The organism is Pseudomonas sp. FP2254 (assembly GCF_030687695.1).
In the GTDB taxonomy this organism is placed as follows: Bacteria; Pseudomonadota; Gammaproteobacteria; order Pseudomonadales; family Pseudomonadaceae; genus Aquipseudomonas; species Aquipseudomonas quebecensis.
In genome coordinates this window covers 1,795,811-1,811,577 of the sequence record NZ_CP117444.1, presented here as the reverse complement: position 1 = coordinate 1,811,577, position 15,767 = coordinate 1,795,811, and the positions used below count along the sequence as shown (strand labels likewise).

Annotated in this window: 14 protein-coding genes; all 14 read right to left on the bottom strand. The window is 50.7% G+C overall.

The annotated features are described in order from the left end of the window. Window position 1: 1 nt before the first annotated feature. The 14 genes from PSH94_RS08385 to PSH94_RS08320 all read right to left on the bottom strand — a co-directional run bounded on the left by PSH94_RS08385 (window position 2) and on the right by PSH94_RS08320 (window position 15,754). On the bottom strand, window positions 2-850 hold the full coding sequence (locus PSH94_RS08385) for a DUF1989 domain-containing protein (protein WP_305437096.1): 849 nt from the start codon (window positions 848-850) through the stop codon (window positions 2-4). A gap of 218 nt (window positions 851-1,068) precedes the next feature. After that, the gene (locus PSH94_RS08380; protein ID WP_266248586.1) at window positions 1,069-1,401 is read right to left on the bottom strand and encodes a helix-hairpin-helix domain-containing protein; all 333 of its coding nucleotides are present in this window, start codon (window positions 1,399-1,401) and stop codon (window positions 1,069-1,071) included. Between the two features lie 208 nt (window positions 1,402-1,609). Further along, entirely contained in the window at window positions 1,610-3,043 is a 1,434-nt protein-coding gene (locus tag PSH94_RS08375) for a hypothetical protein (protein ID WP_305437095.1), read from the bottom strand. 204 nt (window positions 3,044-3,247) lie between these two features. Continuing rightward, window positions 3,248-5,242 carry a nucleoside-diphosphate sugar epimerase/dehydratase gene (locus tag PSH94_RS08370; RefSeq protein ID WP_266249704.1) on the bottom strand — a complete coding sequence of 665 codons (1,995 nt, stop codon included), beginning with the start codon at window positions 5,240-5,242 and terminating at the stop codon, window positions 3,248-3,250. 95 nt (window positions 5,243-5,337) lie between these two features. Beyond that, on the bottom strand, window positions 5,338-6,357 hold the full coding sequence (locus tag PSH94_RS08365) for a glycosyltransferase family 4 protein (protein WP_305437093.1): 1,020 nt from the start codon (window positions 6,355-6,357) through the stop codon (window positions 5,338-5,340). After that, window positions 6,354-7,316, bottom strand: a complete 963-nt coding sequence (locus PSH94_RS08360; RefSeq protein ID WP_266248580.1) for an SDR family oxidoreductase — start codon at window positions 7,314-7,316, stop codon at window positions 6,354-6,356. The genes PSH94_RS08365 and PSH94_RS08360 overlap by 4 nt, the downstream gene beginning before the upstream one ends. A gap of 16 nt (window positions 7,317-7,332) precedes the next feature. Next, complete coding sequence (locus tag PSH94_RS08355; protein WP_305437091.1) at window positions 7,333-8,253, bottom strand: glycosyltransferase; 921 nt, start codon at window positions 8,251-8,253, stop codon at window positions 7,333-7,335. After that, window positions 8,250-8,837 (bottom strand): DapH/DapD/GlmU-related protein, encoded by a 588-nt coding sequence (locus PSH94_RS08350; protein WP_266248576.1) that lies wholly within the window; start codon window positions 8,835-8,837, stop codon window positions 8,250-8,252. The genes PSH94_RS08355 and PSH94_RS08350 overlap by 4 nt, the downstream gene beginning before the upstream one ends. A 17-nt stretch (window positions 8,838-8,854) precedes the next feature. Continuing rightward, a complete protein-coding gene (locus PSH94_RS08345; protein ID WP_266248575.1) occupies window positions 8,855-9,859 on the bottom strand; it encodes a glycosyltransferase in 1,005 nt (334 codons plus the stop codon). A 5-nt stretch (window positions 9,860-9,864) separates the two neighbouring features. Next, on the bottom strand, window positions 9,865-10,854 hold the full coding sequence (locus PSH94_RS08340; protein WP_266249702.1) for an EpsG family protein: 990 nt from the start codon (window positions 10,852-10,854) through the stop codon (window positions 9,865-9,867). 186 nt (window positions 10,855-11,040) lie between these two features. After that, on the bottom strand, window positions 11,041-12,219 hold the full coding sequence (locus PSH94_RS08335; protein WP_305437090.1) for a glycosyltransferase family 2 protein: 1,179 nt from the start codon (window positions 12,217-12,219) through the stop codon (window positions 11,041-11,043). Window positions 12,220-12,224: 5 nt separating this feature from the next. After that, on the bottom strand, window positions 12,225-13,232 hold the full coding sequence (locus PSH94_RS08330; protein ID WP_266248571.1) for a polysaccharide biosynthesis protein: 1,008 nt from the start codon (window positions 13,230-13,232) through the stop codon (window positions 12,225-12,227). Window positions 13,233-13,247: 15 nt separating this feature from the next. After that, window positions 13,248-14,609: a lipopolysaccharide biosynthesis protein gene (locus tag PSH94_RS08325; protein ID WP_266248569.1), complete on the bottom strand. Its 1,362-nt coding sequence runs from the start codon at window positions 14,607-14,609 to the stop codon at window positions 13,248-13,250. Next, on the bottom strand, window positions 14,606-15,754 hold the full coding sequence (locus PSH94_RS08320) for a DegT/DnrJ/EryC1/StrS aminotransferase family protein (protein WP_266248567.1): 1,149 nt from the start codon (window positions 15,752-15,754) through the stop codon (window positions 14,606-14,608). The genes PSH94_RS08325 and PSH94_RS08320 overlap by 4 nt, the downstream gene beginning before the upstream one ends. Window positions 15,755-15,767 lie beyond the last annotated feature (13 nt).

Sequence of the window (15,767 nt, the reverse complement as noted above, 5' to 3'; positions counted from 1 at the left end):
GTTATTCCCAAGCCGCCCTGGCGATCTCCAAACCGTGCTGTCCCTTATAGGCAGCACGTTCCGGCTGGCTCCAGCCACTCAGCAACTCGTCCTCCAGCTTGTAAACCTCAACCCCCAACGGCCGACACACCGTCAGCGGGTCCTGCGCATCAGGCCCCCACATCGGCAGCGACAAATCCCCACCCGGACAGGTCGACAGCGCACACAGCAGATCGATCTCGGCAAAGAACTCCAGATAATCGCCCTTCTGCGCCGGACAGGCTTTCATGAAGTACATGTCGTCATGATTGAGGCCCGTGCATTGGAAAATATTCAGCACATCGTGCACGTCGAACTCCGTCAGGCCGTGGGGTAAAACCGCACGGGTCAGATTCGAGTGGCAGTGGTGGTGGAAGTCTTCGCCGGTGAGCATGCGGTTCACATAGGGGTCGCAGCGCGTACCGAGCAGATCGTGCAGGCGGCCGCCGTGCTCGTCGATACCGTAGTTGGCCAGGCTGTCGTCCGTGATGGTGACCAAGGGCCTTAGAAAGGGCAGGTTCGACCATAGACGGTCGTGAGTGCTGACATGGGCTCCCTGCAACTGACGCGTACGCGCCGCCCACAGACGTTCGCGCGGGTCATTGGCATTCCACACGTTGAAGTCACCCACCTGCGGTCCTACCGGTGTCGTGACACGGAATACATGCCCGGCCGGCACTTTCCACGCCCTCCCCGTACGAATCGGTACCTCGAACTGCTCGATCAACGTACGCTGATCCTTGTGATCGCGAATACGCGTATAGAACGCCGTATCAACCTGCAATGCTGAGCCTTTACTGACTTGGTAAGCGGCCGGATAGTCTTCGTACATGCTGCAGATCCTCAATCAGGGCTAGGTAAACAGCGCCAACACTGGAGCTTCGAATCATTCAAGTACAAGCTAATGACCTCGTCTCCCGCCTGTTTATCAGAGCGTAATGGTTGAACCATTTTCACTCCAAACGTAATCAGTATTCGTGCCAACGTCACGGGGTTCAGAAAATAAAAAGACCGGTCAATGACCGGTCTTCTAGGCGACTTTTTACATCCTTAATTAATAATAAGCCTGTCGCGATTTTTCTCCAGCAATGCCTTGCCGATACCCTTTACCTCAAGCAACTCATCTACCGCCGTGAACGGGCCATTACTTTCGCGGTAGGCAATGATCGCCTTGGCCTTGGCGGCACCGATGCCAAACAGGTCACGGCGCAACACCTCGGCGTCCGCGGAGTTCAGGTTGACCTTGGTGAACTGTTCGACTTTGTTCATCTGAACGGTGATAGGCGCTGCGGTTTCCGGCTTGATAGACGGGGCTGCGTTGGCGACAGCAGAGAGAGTAGTTAGCAAGGCGAAGACCAGAGACGACAAGTAAGTGTTATGCATTGGTGACGCTCCATGACATCGTTAATAAGAAAGCAGCTTTTCGAAGCTGCCTCTCAAATCTAGGCAATTGCATGGATTAGTCAAAAACAGCTAAGTTACAAAACATGAGTTCAATACTTTCAACATTAAGTGATAAACACCCACGCAATGCCTTCTTACCCGTTATGAAGAGGGCATTCATTATAGCGGCCAAAAAGCTGTCGGCGGGTTAATGTGGTGCTACATTGATACCTTTGGCTTCAAGCTGGCGGGTCAAATAGATCACTGCCGCTTTGAGTTGATAAAGTTCTTCACGATCCGAAACCGACAGGTAGCCTTCAGGATTGACCACCACGGCATCCGGGTTAGTCTTTTGAACATCTTGAGCCAAGTTACCGGTCTCATTACTGGTTATCTTCTGCCGCTTCTCTGTTACGACGCCTTTTGCGTCGGTTTCTTTCCACACAATGTAGCGGTCAGACACATAAATTTTGTTGGCTAGCACACGCTGCATGCTTTTGGCATAATCGACCTCACCATGCACCTCTTGCAACTTGCTATCGGTCGGGGTCATGACACGGCCCACCTGCACATCGCCTACAAAGTAACCGGAATAGTTGCTCTTGCCGCCAATTGCGTTGGCGTAAACGCCATAGTTGGCGTCGTTTCGTCCATCTACGATCGCACGGTAGCCAATAGCTTGTTTACCATCGGTTGCGAGCACTGTCGAGCTGGCACCGCGTACGTCATCGGAGCCGCTCACTGCATTACTCACTCGCGCATCGATAGCGGTCACGCGCGCGGAGCCTGTTGACGCAGCGTTCGGCTCAATGCGTGACTCGCTAGCCACGAGCGGCGCGTTGCGTGAACCACCCCCTGAGACCAAGTCAGACGTGACGACGCCCATTGCGCCGTTAGCGCGCTCGAAAGCGTTTGATACTGGCGAGTTGTTTGTCGCGTCAGTGAGCGAGTCAACCGCTTTGGCTGCGTTGGCTGCCGAGAATGCCCTTAGTGCAGAGTCTCGCCCTCTGGAGTCGGCCAAGATCGAATAGCCCCAATCTCCCGACTTTTTCAGGCCGGCAACTGACGCATTATCAATGCCCACCGCGCCTTTCGCATAACCCAGCACGCCATAACCAGGCCCGGCGCCGTTCAAGCGCTCACCATAAACGCCGGAGCCGTCAGTTGATTCATTTTTGCCATAAACACCATGACCATCGCCGGTCAGGATTTTGTAACCGGTGACACCGCTGCCGGTACCTGTTCCACGCATCAGCCCGTAAACGCCTGACCCGTCACCATTCTCCCAACGAGTCCCGATTACCCCATTACCCGGGCCGGCAGCACGTCGATTGCCGACAATCGCATCCGCCATAGTCGTCCTGGTGGTGGCACCGCCTATGGCACCACCGCCCGCCCCACCGTCACCCTCGTCCAACGCATGAAAACCGTAGCCGGATGCAAGCGGGCCAATTGCATTGTGGTAAGCAAACACGGCATCAGATACGCCGTGCGTATCCTTGACCACGCGCAAAGAACTTGGCTTGTCCACCGAGTCATCAGTGACGATATTTACATGGTGGGCGGTAACTTCCGGGATAGGGTCGGCAATTACAACGCACGGAACGGCGCTCAACAGCAACGCCACGGCCCAATTATTCATCAAAATTTTCCTTTAAAGTCAATTGTTCAATCATACTAAACGCGATTGCCAAGGATTTTCAGGCCGACACTTTTCATGAGTTTCGGCTAAATACCAGAGAAAAGCCGCTACATCACTCAGCGCTCATGATGTAAAAAAAGGCCGATCTATGTCGGCCTTGTTTTTCCACAACGTTTTAGTATGAGAGGCTTAGCGCAATTGTGCTCAGGGTTCCAGGCGACGTTGCTGGTAAATCCAGTCAACGATTTCACCATCAGGTGCGTAGCCACTCACGGTGTCACGCAGCAGTTGACGAACAAGCGTGTAATCATCCTGATCCACCGCTGCGAGCAGCTCGGTCAACCTGGCTTTAAGCACATCCCACGGCAGATAGTCTTCGTTAGCGCTCATGATCATCGGGTGTTGAGTCGCCACCACGTTGTCACCGATCAACAGCTCTTCGTACAGCTTTTCACCAGGTCGCAAGCCGGAGAACTCGATAGAAATGTCGCCATGCGGGTTCTTTTCAGAGCGCACGCTGAAGCCTGAAAGGTGAATCATTTTTTCGGCCAGCTCGACAATTTTGACCGGTTCGCCCATGTCCAGCACGAATACATCACCACCGCGGCCCATGGAACCCGCCTGGATGACCAACTGAGCCGCCTCGGGAATGGTCATGAAGTATCGCGTGATCTTCGGATGGGTCACCGTCAGCGGCCCCCCCGACTTGATCTGTTTGTGAAAAAGCGGAATAACAGAACCTGAGGAACCCAGCACATTGCCAAAGCGCACCATTGTAAAACGGGTCTTGTTAACGTGCGAAACGTTTGATTTTTCGCCAAATAAAACAGGTGCGATTTCGCGACTGAGCGACTGAAGCGTCAACTCGGCCAAACGCTTTGTACTGCCCATCACGTTAGTCGGGCGAACGGCTTTATCGGTTGAAATCAACACAAAGTTTGCGACACCTACCTGAAGCGCAGCCTGAGCTGTATTCAGCGTACCGATCACATTGTTCAATATGCCTTCGGCTATGTTGTGCTCTACCATCGGTACGTGCTTATAAGCCGCCGCATGATAAACAGTATCAACATGCCAGGTTTTCATTACATCCAACAGCTTGGCCTTGTTACGTACAGACCCCAGGATTGGCAACACTTTCACAGGCAGCGACTCGCGGACGACACACTGTTCAAGTTCAGACAGAATACTGTAGAGATTAAACTCACTGTGCTCGAAAAGTAACAGGGTCGTCGGGCGCAGCGATAGGATCTGCCGACACAGCTCGGAACCAATAGAACCGCCTGCGCCAGTCACAAGTACGCTCTGACCCTTGATGCAATGTTCAAGCAATTCGTGCTGAGCTGGTACGGCGTCGCGGCCTAAGAGATCGGCGATGTCGACTTCTTGAATATCGTCAACCTTCACACGCCCGCTGGCCAGATCCATGAAGCCTGGAACGCTTCTGACGTGCAGCGGAAAAACCTCCAGAAAACTGAGAATTTCGCGACGACGCGCCCGGTTTGAAGAAGGCAGTGCCAAAAGAATCTCTTGAGCACCGGTTATATCGATCATGCGCTGGATGTGCTTCGGTTTATATACCTGCAAACCGGAGATCACGCGGTCGGAAATACTCGCGTCATCGTCGATGAAGGCTACCGGGCGCATCACGCGGCCCATGCGTAACGCTGCAACCAGTTGGTTACCCGCAGCCCCGGCACCATAGATGGCCACACGCGGCAGACCATCTTCACGACTGGTGAAAGGAACATGCTGAACCGTCGAAAACCAGTCACGAAGGAAATACTGACGCATCGCCAAACGCAGGCCGCCAACCATGATCAGGCTGAGCCACCAGTAGTTGAAAATAATCGAGCGCGGAACGACCGTCTGGTGATTGCTGTACCAATACACCAATACGCCCAGAATCAGGGACGAAAGGCTGACGGCCTTGATAATCGCAATTAACGCATCATTACCGAAATAGCGCATGACCGCTCTGTACATACCAAAACGAATGAACAAAGGGATCGCAACTATCGGCGCGGCAAGGAACAGCCACAAATGGTCTCGCAGAGGATTGACCATATCATCAATGCCAAGCCTTACGACAAATGCCAGCCATAAAGCCGCCCACACGACGATTACATCAGTGGATACCTGAATAAGGCGTTTCTGACGCCGTGGTAGGCCCACAAGCATCGTCCGTAATTTCTCCATAACCCCTTCGTCCACCCAGACTGCTCCTACTAATTAAGCGCCAGCCCTGATTGTACGGCTCTCAGCAATTTTTGACTGCAAATATCACCGTGCTGCTAAGAAGCGTTTTCAAGCTTACCCGCATGAAACTTCACCGCCAACGCGACAAGCGGCAGGTAGGCCAGCAACAGACACACAAGGCCGTCGACCTGATAAACCGCAGCGGCGATTGCCCAAGGCATAAGCCATGCCATGTTGATCGCAGCCACAGCCAACGTCACCGGGCGATGATGCCCGAAACGCCGAGAAGCGTATTGATAGGCATGGCTGCGATGAGCCTCGTAAATTTTATCACCGCGCATTAAGCGACGAGCTAGGGTGTAGGTCGCATCAACTACGAATACCCCGACCAGAATCAACCAAGACCAAAAGAGCTGTGACGACGTCCAGGCCGCCTGAATAGAGATAATCCCCAGCACAATGCCCAAAAAACCGCTGCCAGCGTCGCCCATAAAAATTCGCGCGGGGGGGAAGTTCCAAAAAAGGAACCCTATAACAGACATAGCTAGTAAAAAAGGCAACCAAATCAGCTGGGGCAGCCCGACAAACCAGTACAGTAAACAAGCGCCAAAACAGGCAAATATAGCTTCGACACTGGCTATACCGTCAATGCCATCCATAAAGTTATATAAATTCAGCATCCAGACTAAATAGAACGCTGCCAAGATGTGGCCTACCCAGCCAAAATCAACACTGACACCCATTAACTGAAGCGGCGGAAGCCCACCGAGCCAAAAAAGCGCCCACGTTGCAGCGCAAAAATGACCGAGCAGACGCCAGCGTGCCGCGATATGACCATGATCATCCATAAACCCGATAATCGCGATTAACGCGGCCGCACACCCCAAGCCAATCAGCACCTCTAGGCCAACTAGGTTTAAGTACCCGAGTACTGGCAAGCATAAAAGAAACGCCAGCACGATGGCCACGCCTCCACCGCGCGGGGTCGCGACCGAATGCGAGCTCCTTGCATTGGGGATGTCCATAATGCTTCTCGACAAAGCGTAACGCCTTAACGCGCCGGTCAGCACGAGCGACAGCAGGACAACGACGATAGCTAGAGACCCGTAAATCATTGTTCTTTAAGTTCCAAATAATGTAAAGCCGTCGCTCTAAGCGCTGCATCAACCGTCACCGGAGGCTGCCATTGCAGAACCGTCTTGGTCTTAGCAATATCGACCTGCAACGAACCCAATAGTCGCTGCGACAGGTCCTTTTTTCCGACCGCCGCGGCAGTAACTTTCAACATACAACCAGGCACAGGAAGAAGATAAGCACGTTTATTCAACGCTTTTGCCATTTTTTTCAGCAGGCCCGTGGTTGATAAATCCTGCCCGTCACTGGCCAAAAAGGTTTGATTAGCCGCTGCCGGGTGCGCAATACACGTCACGATCAGATCAACCAGGTTATTGATCGCGACCAGACTGCGGCGGTTACCTATAGCGCCAAACGGTAAAGGAACGCCCTTGTCCAACCAACGCATCATGCTTAGGAAATTGGCCTTAACGCCTGGGCCGTATACCAGTACCGGGCGAATAATGACGACCTGCATGCCGGTCTTTTCAGCCAGGGCACGAAGCCCGTCTTCGGCTTCCCTCTTCGACACGCCATACGGGTCGGTGGGGCAAGGCGCATCGTCAGCCTTATAAGGGATGCCCGGCAGAGTGCCGTCGCCGTTTACTTTGATCGAGCTGATAAACACAAACCGCTTAACGCCTGCCGCCGCAGCTTGTGACGCGAGGTGCAGAGTGCCGTCAACGTTGACCTTACGAAATTCGGCAAGCGGGTCCATCACAGTATCGTTCATCACATGCACGCGCGCCGCGCAATGAACGACAACATCTTGGCCAACCAACGCCGTCGACCAGTCAACCAATTCTTCCAACGAGTCAAAATTTACCGTTTTCACAGACGCAGGAATTGAATCAACGTGTCGTCGTACCGCCGCCACACAGGGAATATTATCGGCGACTAATCTTTCGACTAATGCCCGGCCAACAAAACCAGACGCGCCCGTCACAAATATGCTATTCATAAGCGTAGCCTCGCTACTAATAAATTCCTAAAATGATCACGATCGCTAAAAGAAAACGATCACGAAGTCGACGCCGTGTGCAATTGAAGTTCTTCACCAGGAAACTTAACGAAACTTTACCGGAAGCTTTTAACTCGGCAGGCAGTTGCGGCAGATCTGCCGACAACAGCTGGGTAATTTTGGCTATCTCAGCTCTGTACCAACCGGAACGCATCAACGACAGGCGAGCCATAAGCGCTTTTAAACCCTCATTTGCGCCTACCTGATTATTAGAGTGCTGACGGTACAGCATCTTTGGGCAAGGATCGATAAACCACACCAAGCCCTTGGCACGAAACCAAGCGTACATCAACCAATCATGCAGAGATACATTATTCGCCGCGGACCAATTATCCAAAAGAAACTGTTTGAAGGCACTAGCCTCTGCCACCTTCAATACATAACTACAGCCTGGGCCTGCAGCCTCAAAAATGAAGTCATACGTTTGTTGTGCTTGCGCCTTATTCAAGACCACTTGGCGGCCGTCAGGCCAAAACGCTGTGACGTTACCCGAGTAAGCCGACACACCGGGATTGGAAAGCTTTTGATGAGCTGATACAAGTTTGTCGGCGACCCAGATATCGTCTTGATCAGCGAAGGAAATATAATCATAACCATTGAAATCCACATCACGAATCAAACGAAAGAAGTTTTTCGCCGCCCCTCCAAACTTAAGACCGTAGGGCAATGGAATAACGCGTGCGTCAGCCTCGCTGAGTGAAGTCACCCATTGCTCAGTGTTATCTGACGATATATCGACACTTACAAACAATGTAACGTCGACACCTTGCTGACCAAGAATTGAGTCAACCTGCTCTTGCAGCCATTGGGTGCCGTTATAGGCCGCCATTAATACTGCCACGCGCGCCTTGGTGGGCGCGGTACTCAATGTGCTCATACCTCCACCCACGATGAGCTGACGATATCATAGGATTTTATCACCTTAGCAGGCGATCCCACCGCAATACACATTGGCGGAATGCTGCGCGTCACTACCGACATGGCACCGATAATACTGCCTCTTCCGATAGTCACACCCGGCAGCACACACACGAACTCACCAAGCCACACATCGTCTTCAATAACGATAGGAGCAGACACGAGCTTGCGCTCTATAGGGCTCTCAAAAGGCGAGGAATGGGCTTCGCTGCCTTTATACACCCCGTGGTTGTGGTCACTGATAAAGACCTTGCTCGCGATCAATACCCTGTCGCCGATTGTGATCGACTCAACACTGCCCAAGTGCACGTAATCATTGATTTGTACATCCTTACCAATATGGATACAAGTGCCAGCCTTTTCGGGGAAAGCGTCAATCCTACAGCTTACCCCGGTAGTAAACCCCTTACCGATCGCAACATGCCGCGCACCACGCATATAAAACGGACGTCGCACAATACGCGCGCTTGGGTAAAATAGCCTGCTATACATTACGTCACAGAGCAGCTTCAAAAGCCCTCTAAAACCATATACTTTCAGCACAATAGTTAACCTATAAATTAGTAAGGAGAATAGTTAATAAGCTTCAAACTTTTAGCAATTAAACGCAGCAGCCGCGGATACGTGGCCAGTCTCAACACCGCCTTGTGTTTAATTCCAAGTAATGCCTGAACGTCTGGGCTATTGGCCAGATTCATCTCAGGCAGCCCCATTAGCTTAACTGCTACGCTATTGTACTCCGCATACACCGGCATACGAAAAGCGGCGAGCACCAACGCATGAGAAATTTGCTTGGACACATGAGCAAGGAATAAATGATAGTATTGTTGCGCCACACCATTTTTTTCAAGAAAGATAGATTCCAATCGAATGACCTCTATCAGCGAGCTAAAAAATACCCAACTAATAGAGCGGCTAGTACTGTTATTTCTAATCAAGGCGTGGTAATAAACCTTAGAAACAAATGCTGTACGCGATGAGAAAAAAGAGACCGCCCTGGAAAAATACATGTCCTCACAGGCGCGGACCGCTGGAAACTCAATTGAGTGCTCTCGTAAAAATGAACGACGGTACATCTTGTTGACGGGACTTGATAAAACCGCATCATCTAACATTGCCGCTTTGAAGATGGCATCCCCCGACAGTGTTTCAAAGCGGAAACGCCTGATCTCGTGCACAATCTTCTCGTCTTGCGTGACAAAGTCAAGACCAAAACTAATGAAATCCAACCGTTCCTCTGTCATGCGCGAAACTAAGTCTAAGCACAGGTCTTTATCAATCCAGTCATCTGCGTCAACAAAAACAATGTACTCCCCCGAGGCGACGCGCACACCCAGATTGCGCGCCACGCCTTGTCCACTATTGAGCTGTTCTAAAAATTTTACGTTTAGGTCATGCGCAAAAAATTCTTTGCAGACCTCCAGAGATCCGTCGGTGGAGCCGTCGTCAACAATTATAATTTCGATATTTTTATAAGTCTGAGCCTTTAAACTTACCAAGCATCTCTGCAAAAATTCATGCACATTGAACACGGGAACAATAATTGAGCACATCGCTTCCGACATCGGGTTCACTCCCAGAAAAACAAATATGGTACAAAGGGCGATGGACCTTCGTTAAAGCTGTCCGAAAAATTCTTCATTTTTAGAATGAACGCAATAACCGCCACGCCCAACAGTGCTGCTTTAGACACGTTGGAAAGTGTGACACGATTGCTCGACATCGAAATGATAAAGTAGAGAAACGTCGCGAAACTGACTAACTGCAAAAACCTTAAGCCTGCGTATGAAATTTGCGCAACACCGAACATCAAGCATGCAATACTTAACAAAATACAGCAGGCCGAGAACGTATTTTTGCGTGTGCCAGGATCAAGCATCCATATTAAGAGCGCCGCAACAGTGACGATTAAAGTAGACAGACCCGAAAAGATAGAAGCGGTGTAAATCTCAGAGTAATTCTGAAATTTCGCGATGAAATACGGGTAGGCGCCGACGAACCCCACGGCGAATAGAACCGTGCAACCAATCAATACCCTCCAGCGCCGACTGTGCAGAACATACAACATCAGGCCAAGCAGCCCACCCGAGCTTTGAATCAGGCTGGCCACCACTACCCAAGCGATGAACCTTTTCTCTTTGCCATCTCTTAAGTAAATTAACGCCCAAAAAACGATAGCAAACGAAAGTCCATAGCGGACCCCATTCATCACCATATCAAAATAATAAACGGGAATTATAAAGGCGCAAAAAACCAGCAATGATTGGTTTTTTTGAATCGCGCCCATTACCAAAAAAACCGTCGTTATTGCGCCTAATGCGGCCAATACAGCTCTTGGCGAGTCAAAAAAACTCGAAAAAAACAGGATCAGTTTTTCAAACAAAGGCTCAAACGTGCGGGTATACTCGCCGGCCTCCGCGATGCGTTGTATTTCTTGCAAATAGACGGCCGTATCGATACCGACGTTACCTCTAAGCAATGCGATCAAAATCATAGGGAGCAGGCCTATGAAAAAGAATGTACGCGGCCACCTTGTGTAGCTACCAAACAAACTCGCCATCACAAAAAACAAGGTACTCGAAACATAAAATTCCATTAAAAACCTATTCACCTAAAAGCGTTACTATTGAGATCCATCTGTAAAAATTTAACGGCGAACCATATACCTCTTGCTATTTTGATTCACGGCAAACGGCGCAAACCTTAATAAAAATCAAAACTAACGCCTTACCCTCTGCACGCGCGCTCACACCGGAAGCCTAAGCTTTGCAGGGTAATCAGCTAAAAAAAGTTGCAAGCCGTGACTCGCGCTGTACGTCGTATCAAGCCCCTTCAACACTGAGCTATCAAGTGACACTTTTGACTTAAACAGCTTTGTAGAAATGCGTGACAGTACCCACACAAACTCCGCCCCCACCGAGCGAACCACTTGATAGATTACTTTCGCGTAACCATAGTGCGCTGCGGTTCTTCGAAAAGAACTAAACGTTTCTTTGTAAGAACGAGGAAAATAAACGAAGCACTTTACCAGCACCCGGCCAAAATTTGGATGTAGATTAAGGCCGTCAGACGCTTCTACTTTTTCAACGGCTTTCAACAGCGAGTAGGACCACACCGTCGGAACCGAATAAAATTCCGGGATACGCTCATCCCATACCAGATTTTTAAACGGAGCAATATGAGCGTTTTCCCTTAGCTTGCCGTAATGCTCACCTGAACTGCTTTGCCCAGAAGTACTCATACCTGAAGCACCCGGTATAATAACAGGATAATCTACCAGTACGCAGGCATTCGATTCATTGGCAATAAGAAAAGAGCTGTATATATCAGGGCTTACACCGCCAAATACCTGACCGTACTTCAGCTTGATTCTCCGCGCCAAATCCGCAGAAATCATCCCGGCATAGGCGCGAGGCATATCAAAAACTCCCCCCCCAAAATTATCAAGCGCATGGCGCATGGATGCTTTTAAGTCATGAGGTCTCACCGAGCCGTCAAAGGGCGTGATGCGCAGGGTTGCGGAATAAGCATCGCCTTGAGTGGAGTGCTTAAAGTCATCCCAGTAATACAAAGCCGGAAAATTAAATTTCACAGAATCAATTTTCTTGCCTCGCGCCCACTCAGCGACCTGCACGATCTCTTTGCCAACAAAGTCGTCATCCCCGATGAACACCAGGTACTCACCGTCCGCAGAATCAAGCCCGAGATTAAAATTATCGACAACACTAATGCCATGGCCCGACCTGATTAACTTTAAACGCGAGGCTGAGTAACTGTCCACGAAGTGGCCAGAGATCTCGTCAACAGGGCTGGAGTCGCACACCACCACTTGAATATCGGGCGACAGCTCTAAAATTGAACTAATCGATTGCACCGCGTACTGGGCACGGTTATGTGTAGGTATAATGACGCTTAATAAGGTCATGCTGATCAACCAATATTCTGTTGAATATAGGTTAGCGTCAGCAGCAACTGCTTGATCTGCTCTACGCTCAATAGTTCTGTATTGTGAGAAGTGTAATCGTCAATCGCATTTGCTTCAGGCTGCCCTTCGATAATAAACTTATCGTAGTTCAGATCGCGGTTATCCGCAGGAATACGGTAGTATCTGCCCATGTCCTTGGCCTTGGCCATTTCTTCGCGAGACACTAACGACTCGTACAGTTTTTCGCCATGGCGTGTACCAATGATATTGACCACAGCTTCACTGGCAAACAGCTCTTTCAATGCAACGGTCAGGTCACCGATGGTGCTGGCCGGCGCTTTCTGTACGAAGATATCGCCTTGTTCGCCATGTTCAAAAGCATGCAGTACCAAATCGACCGAATCTTCCAGGCTCATCAAAAAGCGTGTCATGTTCGGGTCAGTAACTGTCAGTGGAACGCCGGCTTTGATTTTATCGACGAACAGAGGAATTACCGAGCCGCGCGAAGCCATCACGTTGCCGTAACGGGTTGCGCAAAAGACAGGGCCGCCTTCGCGAACGGTGCGCGACTTGGCGATCAGAATCTTCTCACCCATGGCCTTCGAAATACCCATGGCGTTGATCGGATACACGGCTTTATCGGTGCTCAGGAGTACAACACGTTTTACATTGTTATCAATCGCGGCATTCAGGACGTTTTCGGTACCTGTGACGTTTGTCAGAACCGCTTCCATTGGGTAAAACTCGCAGGACGGTACTTGCTTCAAGGCAGCTGCGTGAAAAACAAAATCAACGCCGGCCATAGCGCGATTGATGCTTTCATAATTTCGGACATCACCAATATGAAACTTGACTTTAGGATTGTTCAACGCAATCCGCATGTCTTCCTGTTTTTTTTCATCACGGCTGAAGACGATGATTTCTTTAACATCCGTGTTCAAAAACCGGTTCAGCACGGTGTTACCAAACGAGCCGGTACCGCCCGTGATCATCAAAACTTTATTGTCAAACATCGTTGAATCCACCTATTAAATAAATATATATAGCGCAACGCCAAACACCGAGACAGATGTGAAAATCAACACCGACATCAGTAGCGCCGCGTTTTTTGCGTAGGCACCGACCTCAGGAAGTCTTGACGCCCTGATCCACGAAACCACAGTCGAAGCGATGTGGTAGGCCGAGTAGGCGTAGCAGACGGCTTCGATATTTTTCTCAGCGGCAGCAACGGTAGCCAACACCAGAGTCACTGCTGTCAGGCATGCAGACATTGAGGCTTGAAAACGATAGTCCTTGGAAAAAATCAACAAACTATAAGGGATAAACCCAAACGCGCCAATGGCAAGACCGGGCAGCAATATCGCGATATAGCTTGCAATCAAGCGGTTACTTTCACTTGGCCCAACCCATAGCTGGATAATGGGAGCGCGGAACCACCACAGAATGAAGGTGGGCAAAGCCGTGACGAAAAAAACGGACAGGACAAATCGCTTCACTGTCTTGTGTGCTTGACCCAGCCTCCCCTGCGCCGCCTCGCGCAACAGTATCGGCTGAAAATACTGACTGACTGGGCCTGCCAAAATAGAAATCGGCGTCATACACAACAAGCTGGCCAAATAGTAGGGCGTTACACTGCTGGCAGAGGCGAATATGGAGATTATAGGCTTGTCCAGCTGAGTTACCGCGGCGCCCGCGGCGGAAAATAAAACCAGCGCGCCACCGGTCCTGGTCAGTGCTATAGCGTCCTTAAGTGTCGGCCGTTTTTCTTCAACACCCGCCGTAACGTGAGCGGAGACTCGCCTCATTACAGCAAACCGTGAACACCACCAGTGCACGGCTGTGATAAGCAACTGAGTGATAATAAACACTTCAAGCGTAGCGGCTATATACATCAGCGCGGCGGCTGTTACACCCGCGCGAACGGCGACGCCTACGATCTGTATACCACTGCCCAGTGTGTATTTTCGCCACGCTATCAAAGTGCAGTAATAGAGGTTTTGCATAACGAGCAGCCAAAACAACACCACCGCACCGATCACCACCAGCCAGGAGGCCGAATCGCCAAAAAAGGCGAGTTTAAGTGCCACTGCGACGCCTAATAGAATGGCGTAAAAACCCGAAAGACTTAGCTCGGCCGTCTGTAGCAAAGTGCGCAGAGAGCGACTGTCGTCGGAGGCAACGGAAACCTCCCTCCCGGTCAGGGTCGACATGCCCAAGTCCATCATCACCAAAAGTGCTTGAAGCGACAGAATGACTGCCACGACGCCAAACTGCGCGCTGCCCAATAACCGGCTATACCAGGGTAAAAAAAGGAAGGCCACCAGCAAGCTGGAAGACCTGCCCGCGTAAAGCATTAACATTCGCCCAATCGCAGGCACGCGCAACTTCATGCGCCGCTGTCGACTTTACTGGTGACTTTAACGCAGACGGCTTCTTTCAACGCGCTTGCGACATGCATGACATCAACATCGTTAAGCCACCAACCGCATGGCACGCCGATCACACTGCCCTGCAAATAATCTGTATTAGGCAACGCACTAGCATCCGCTTTGAAGCCACTGTAGGTGTCATTGCGCTGGTGCACGATGGAAGCCATTACCCCCTTGCTTTTTAACTCACTGAGTACGTGCTCTCGGTTATCGACAAATACCAAGAACACCCAGTACGCAGGTTTACTAAACTGCGGCACCGGAACGGGTGTTAGACCTTCTACGTCCTCCAGCAACGCGCGCAAGGTTCGCACATTCCTGGTCGTGCGCTCATGCCTGGCATGCAGCGTCGGAATTTGCGCGCAGCCCAGCGCTGAACACAAGTTATTCATAGTCATCCCCCAACCAATCTCGGGTATATCCGATGCGGGGCTGATTTCACCGCTTTTGCTTCTGAAGGTCGTGAAGTCAATACCAAATCGCCTTAACTGACGCGCTTTGATAGCCATTGATTCACTACGGCAGGCCAAAGCACCGCCCTCCGTGGTGTTGATTTGTCGATTCGGGTAAAACGAGTAAATCGCAAAATCCCCATATGAACCGACTGGCACAGCTTCTTGCTCGGCAAGCAGGGCGTTGTCGCAGTCTTCAATCAACGCGATATTGTGCTTCTTGCATAATTCGCTGATCTCTTTCGCAGGCCCAGGATAACCGGCAACGTGATACAAGATCACCGCTTTAGTTTTTTTACTGATTTTCGATTTAAGGTCTGCAAGGTCCATCGACACTGTGCCAGGGCTCACATCAACCCAAACGGGCAGCGCCTTGTGTTGTGCAATGGCCGAGTTGGTTGAAAGGCATGCAAAGGGAGTGGTCAACACCTCATCGCCTTCCTGGACGCCCGCCAGATGCAAAGCAAGGAATAACGCACTGGTCATATCGACCGTCGATACAACATGCGGCAGCCCGATGATTTGTTTCAGGCCTTCCTCAAACTTTGTTACCCACTCTCCTCCAGCGATCCTGCCGGAGCGCAATATGTCCAGCGCTACAGCCTCCATCTCAGGCAGACTGACGACGCCATATAGGGGGATAACTTCAGACATCAACTAGGCTCCG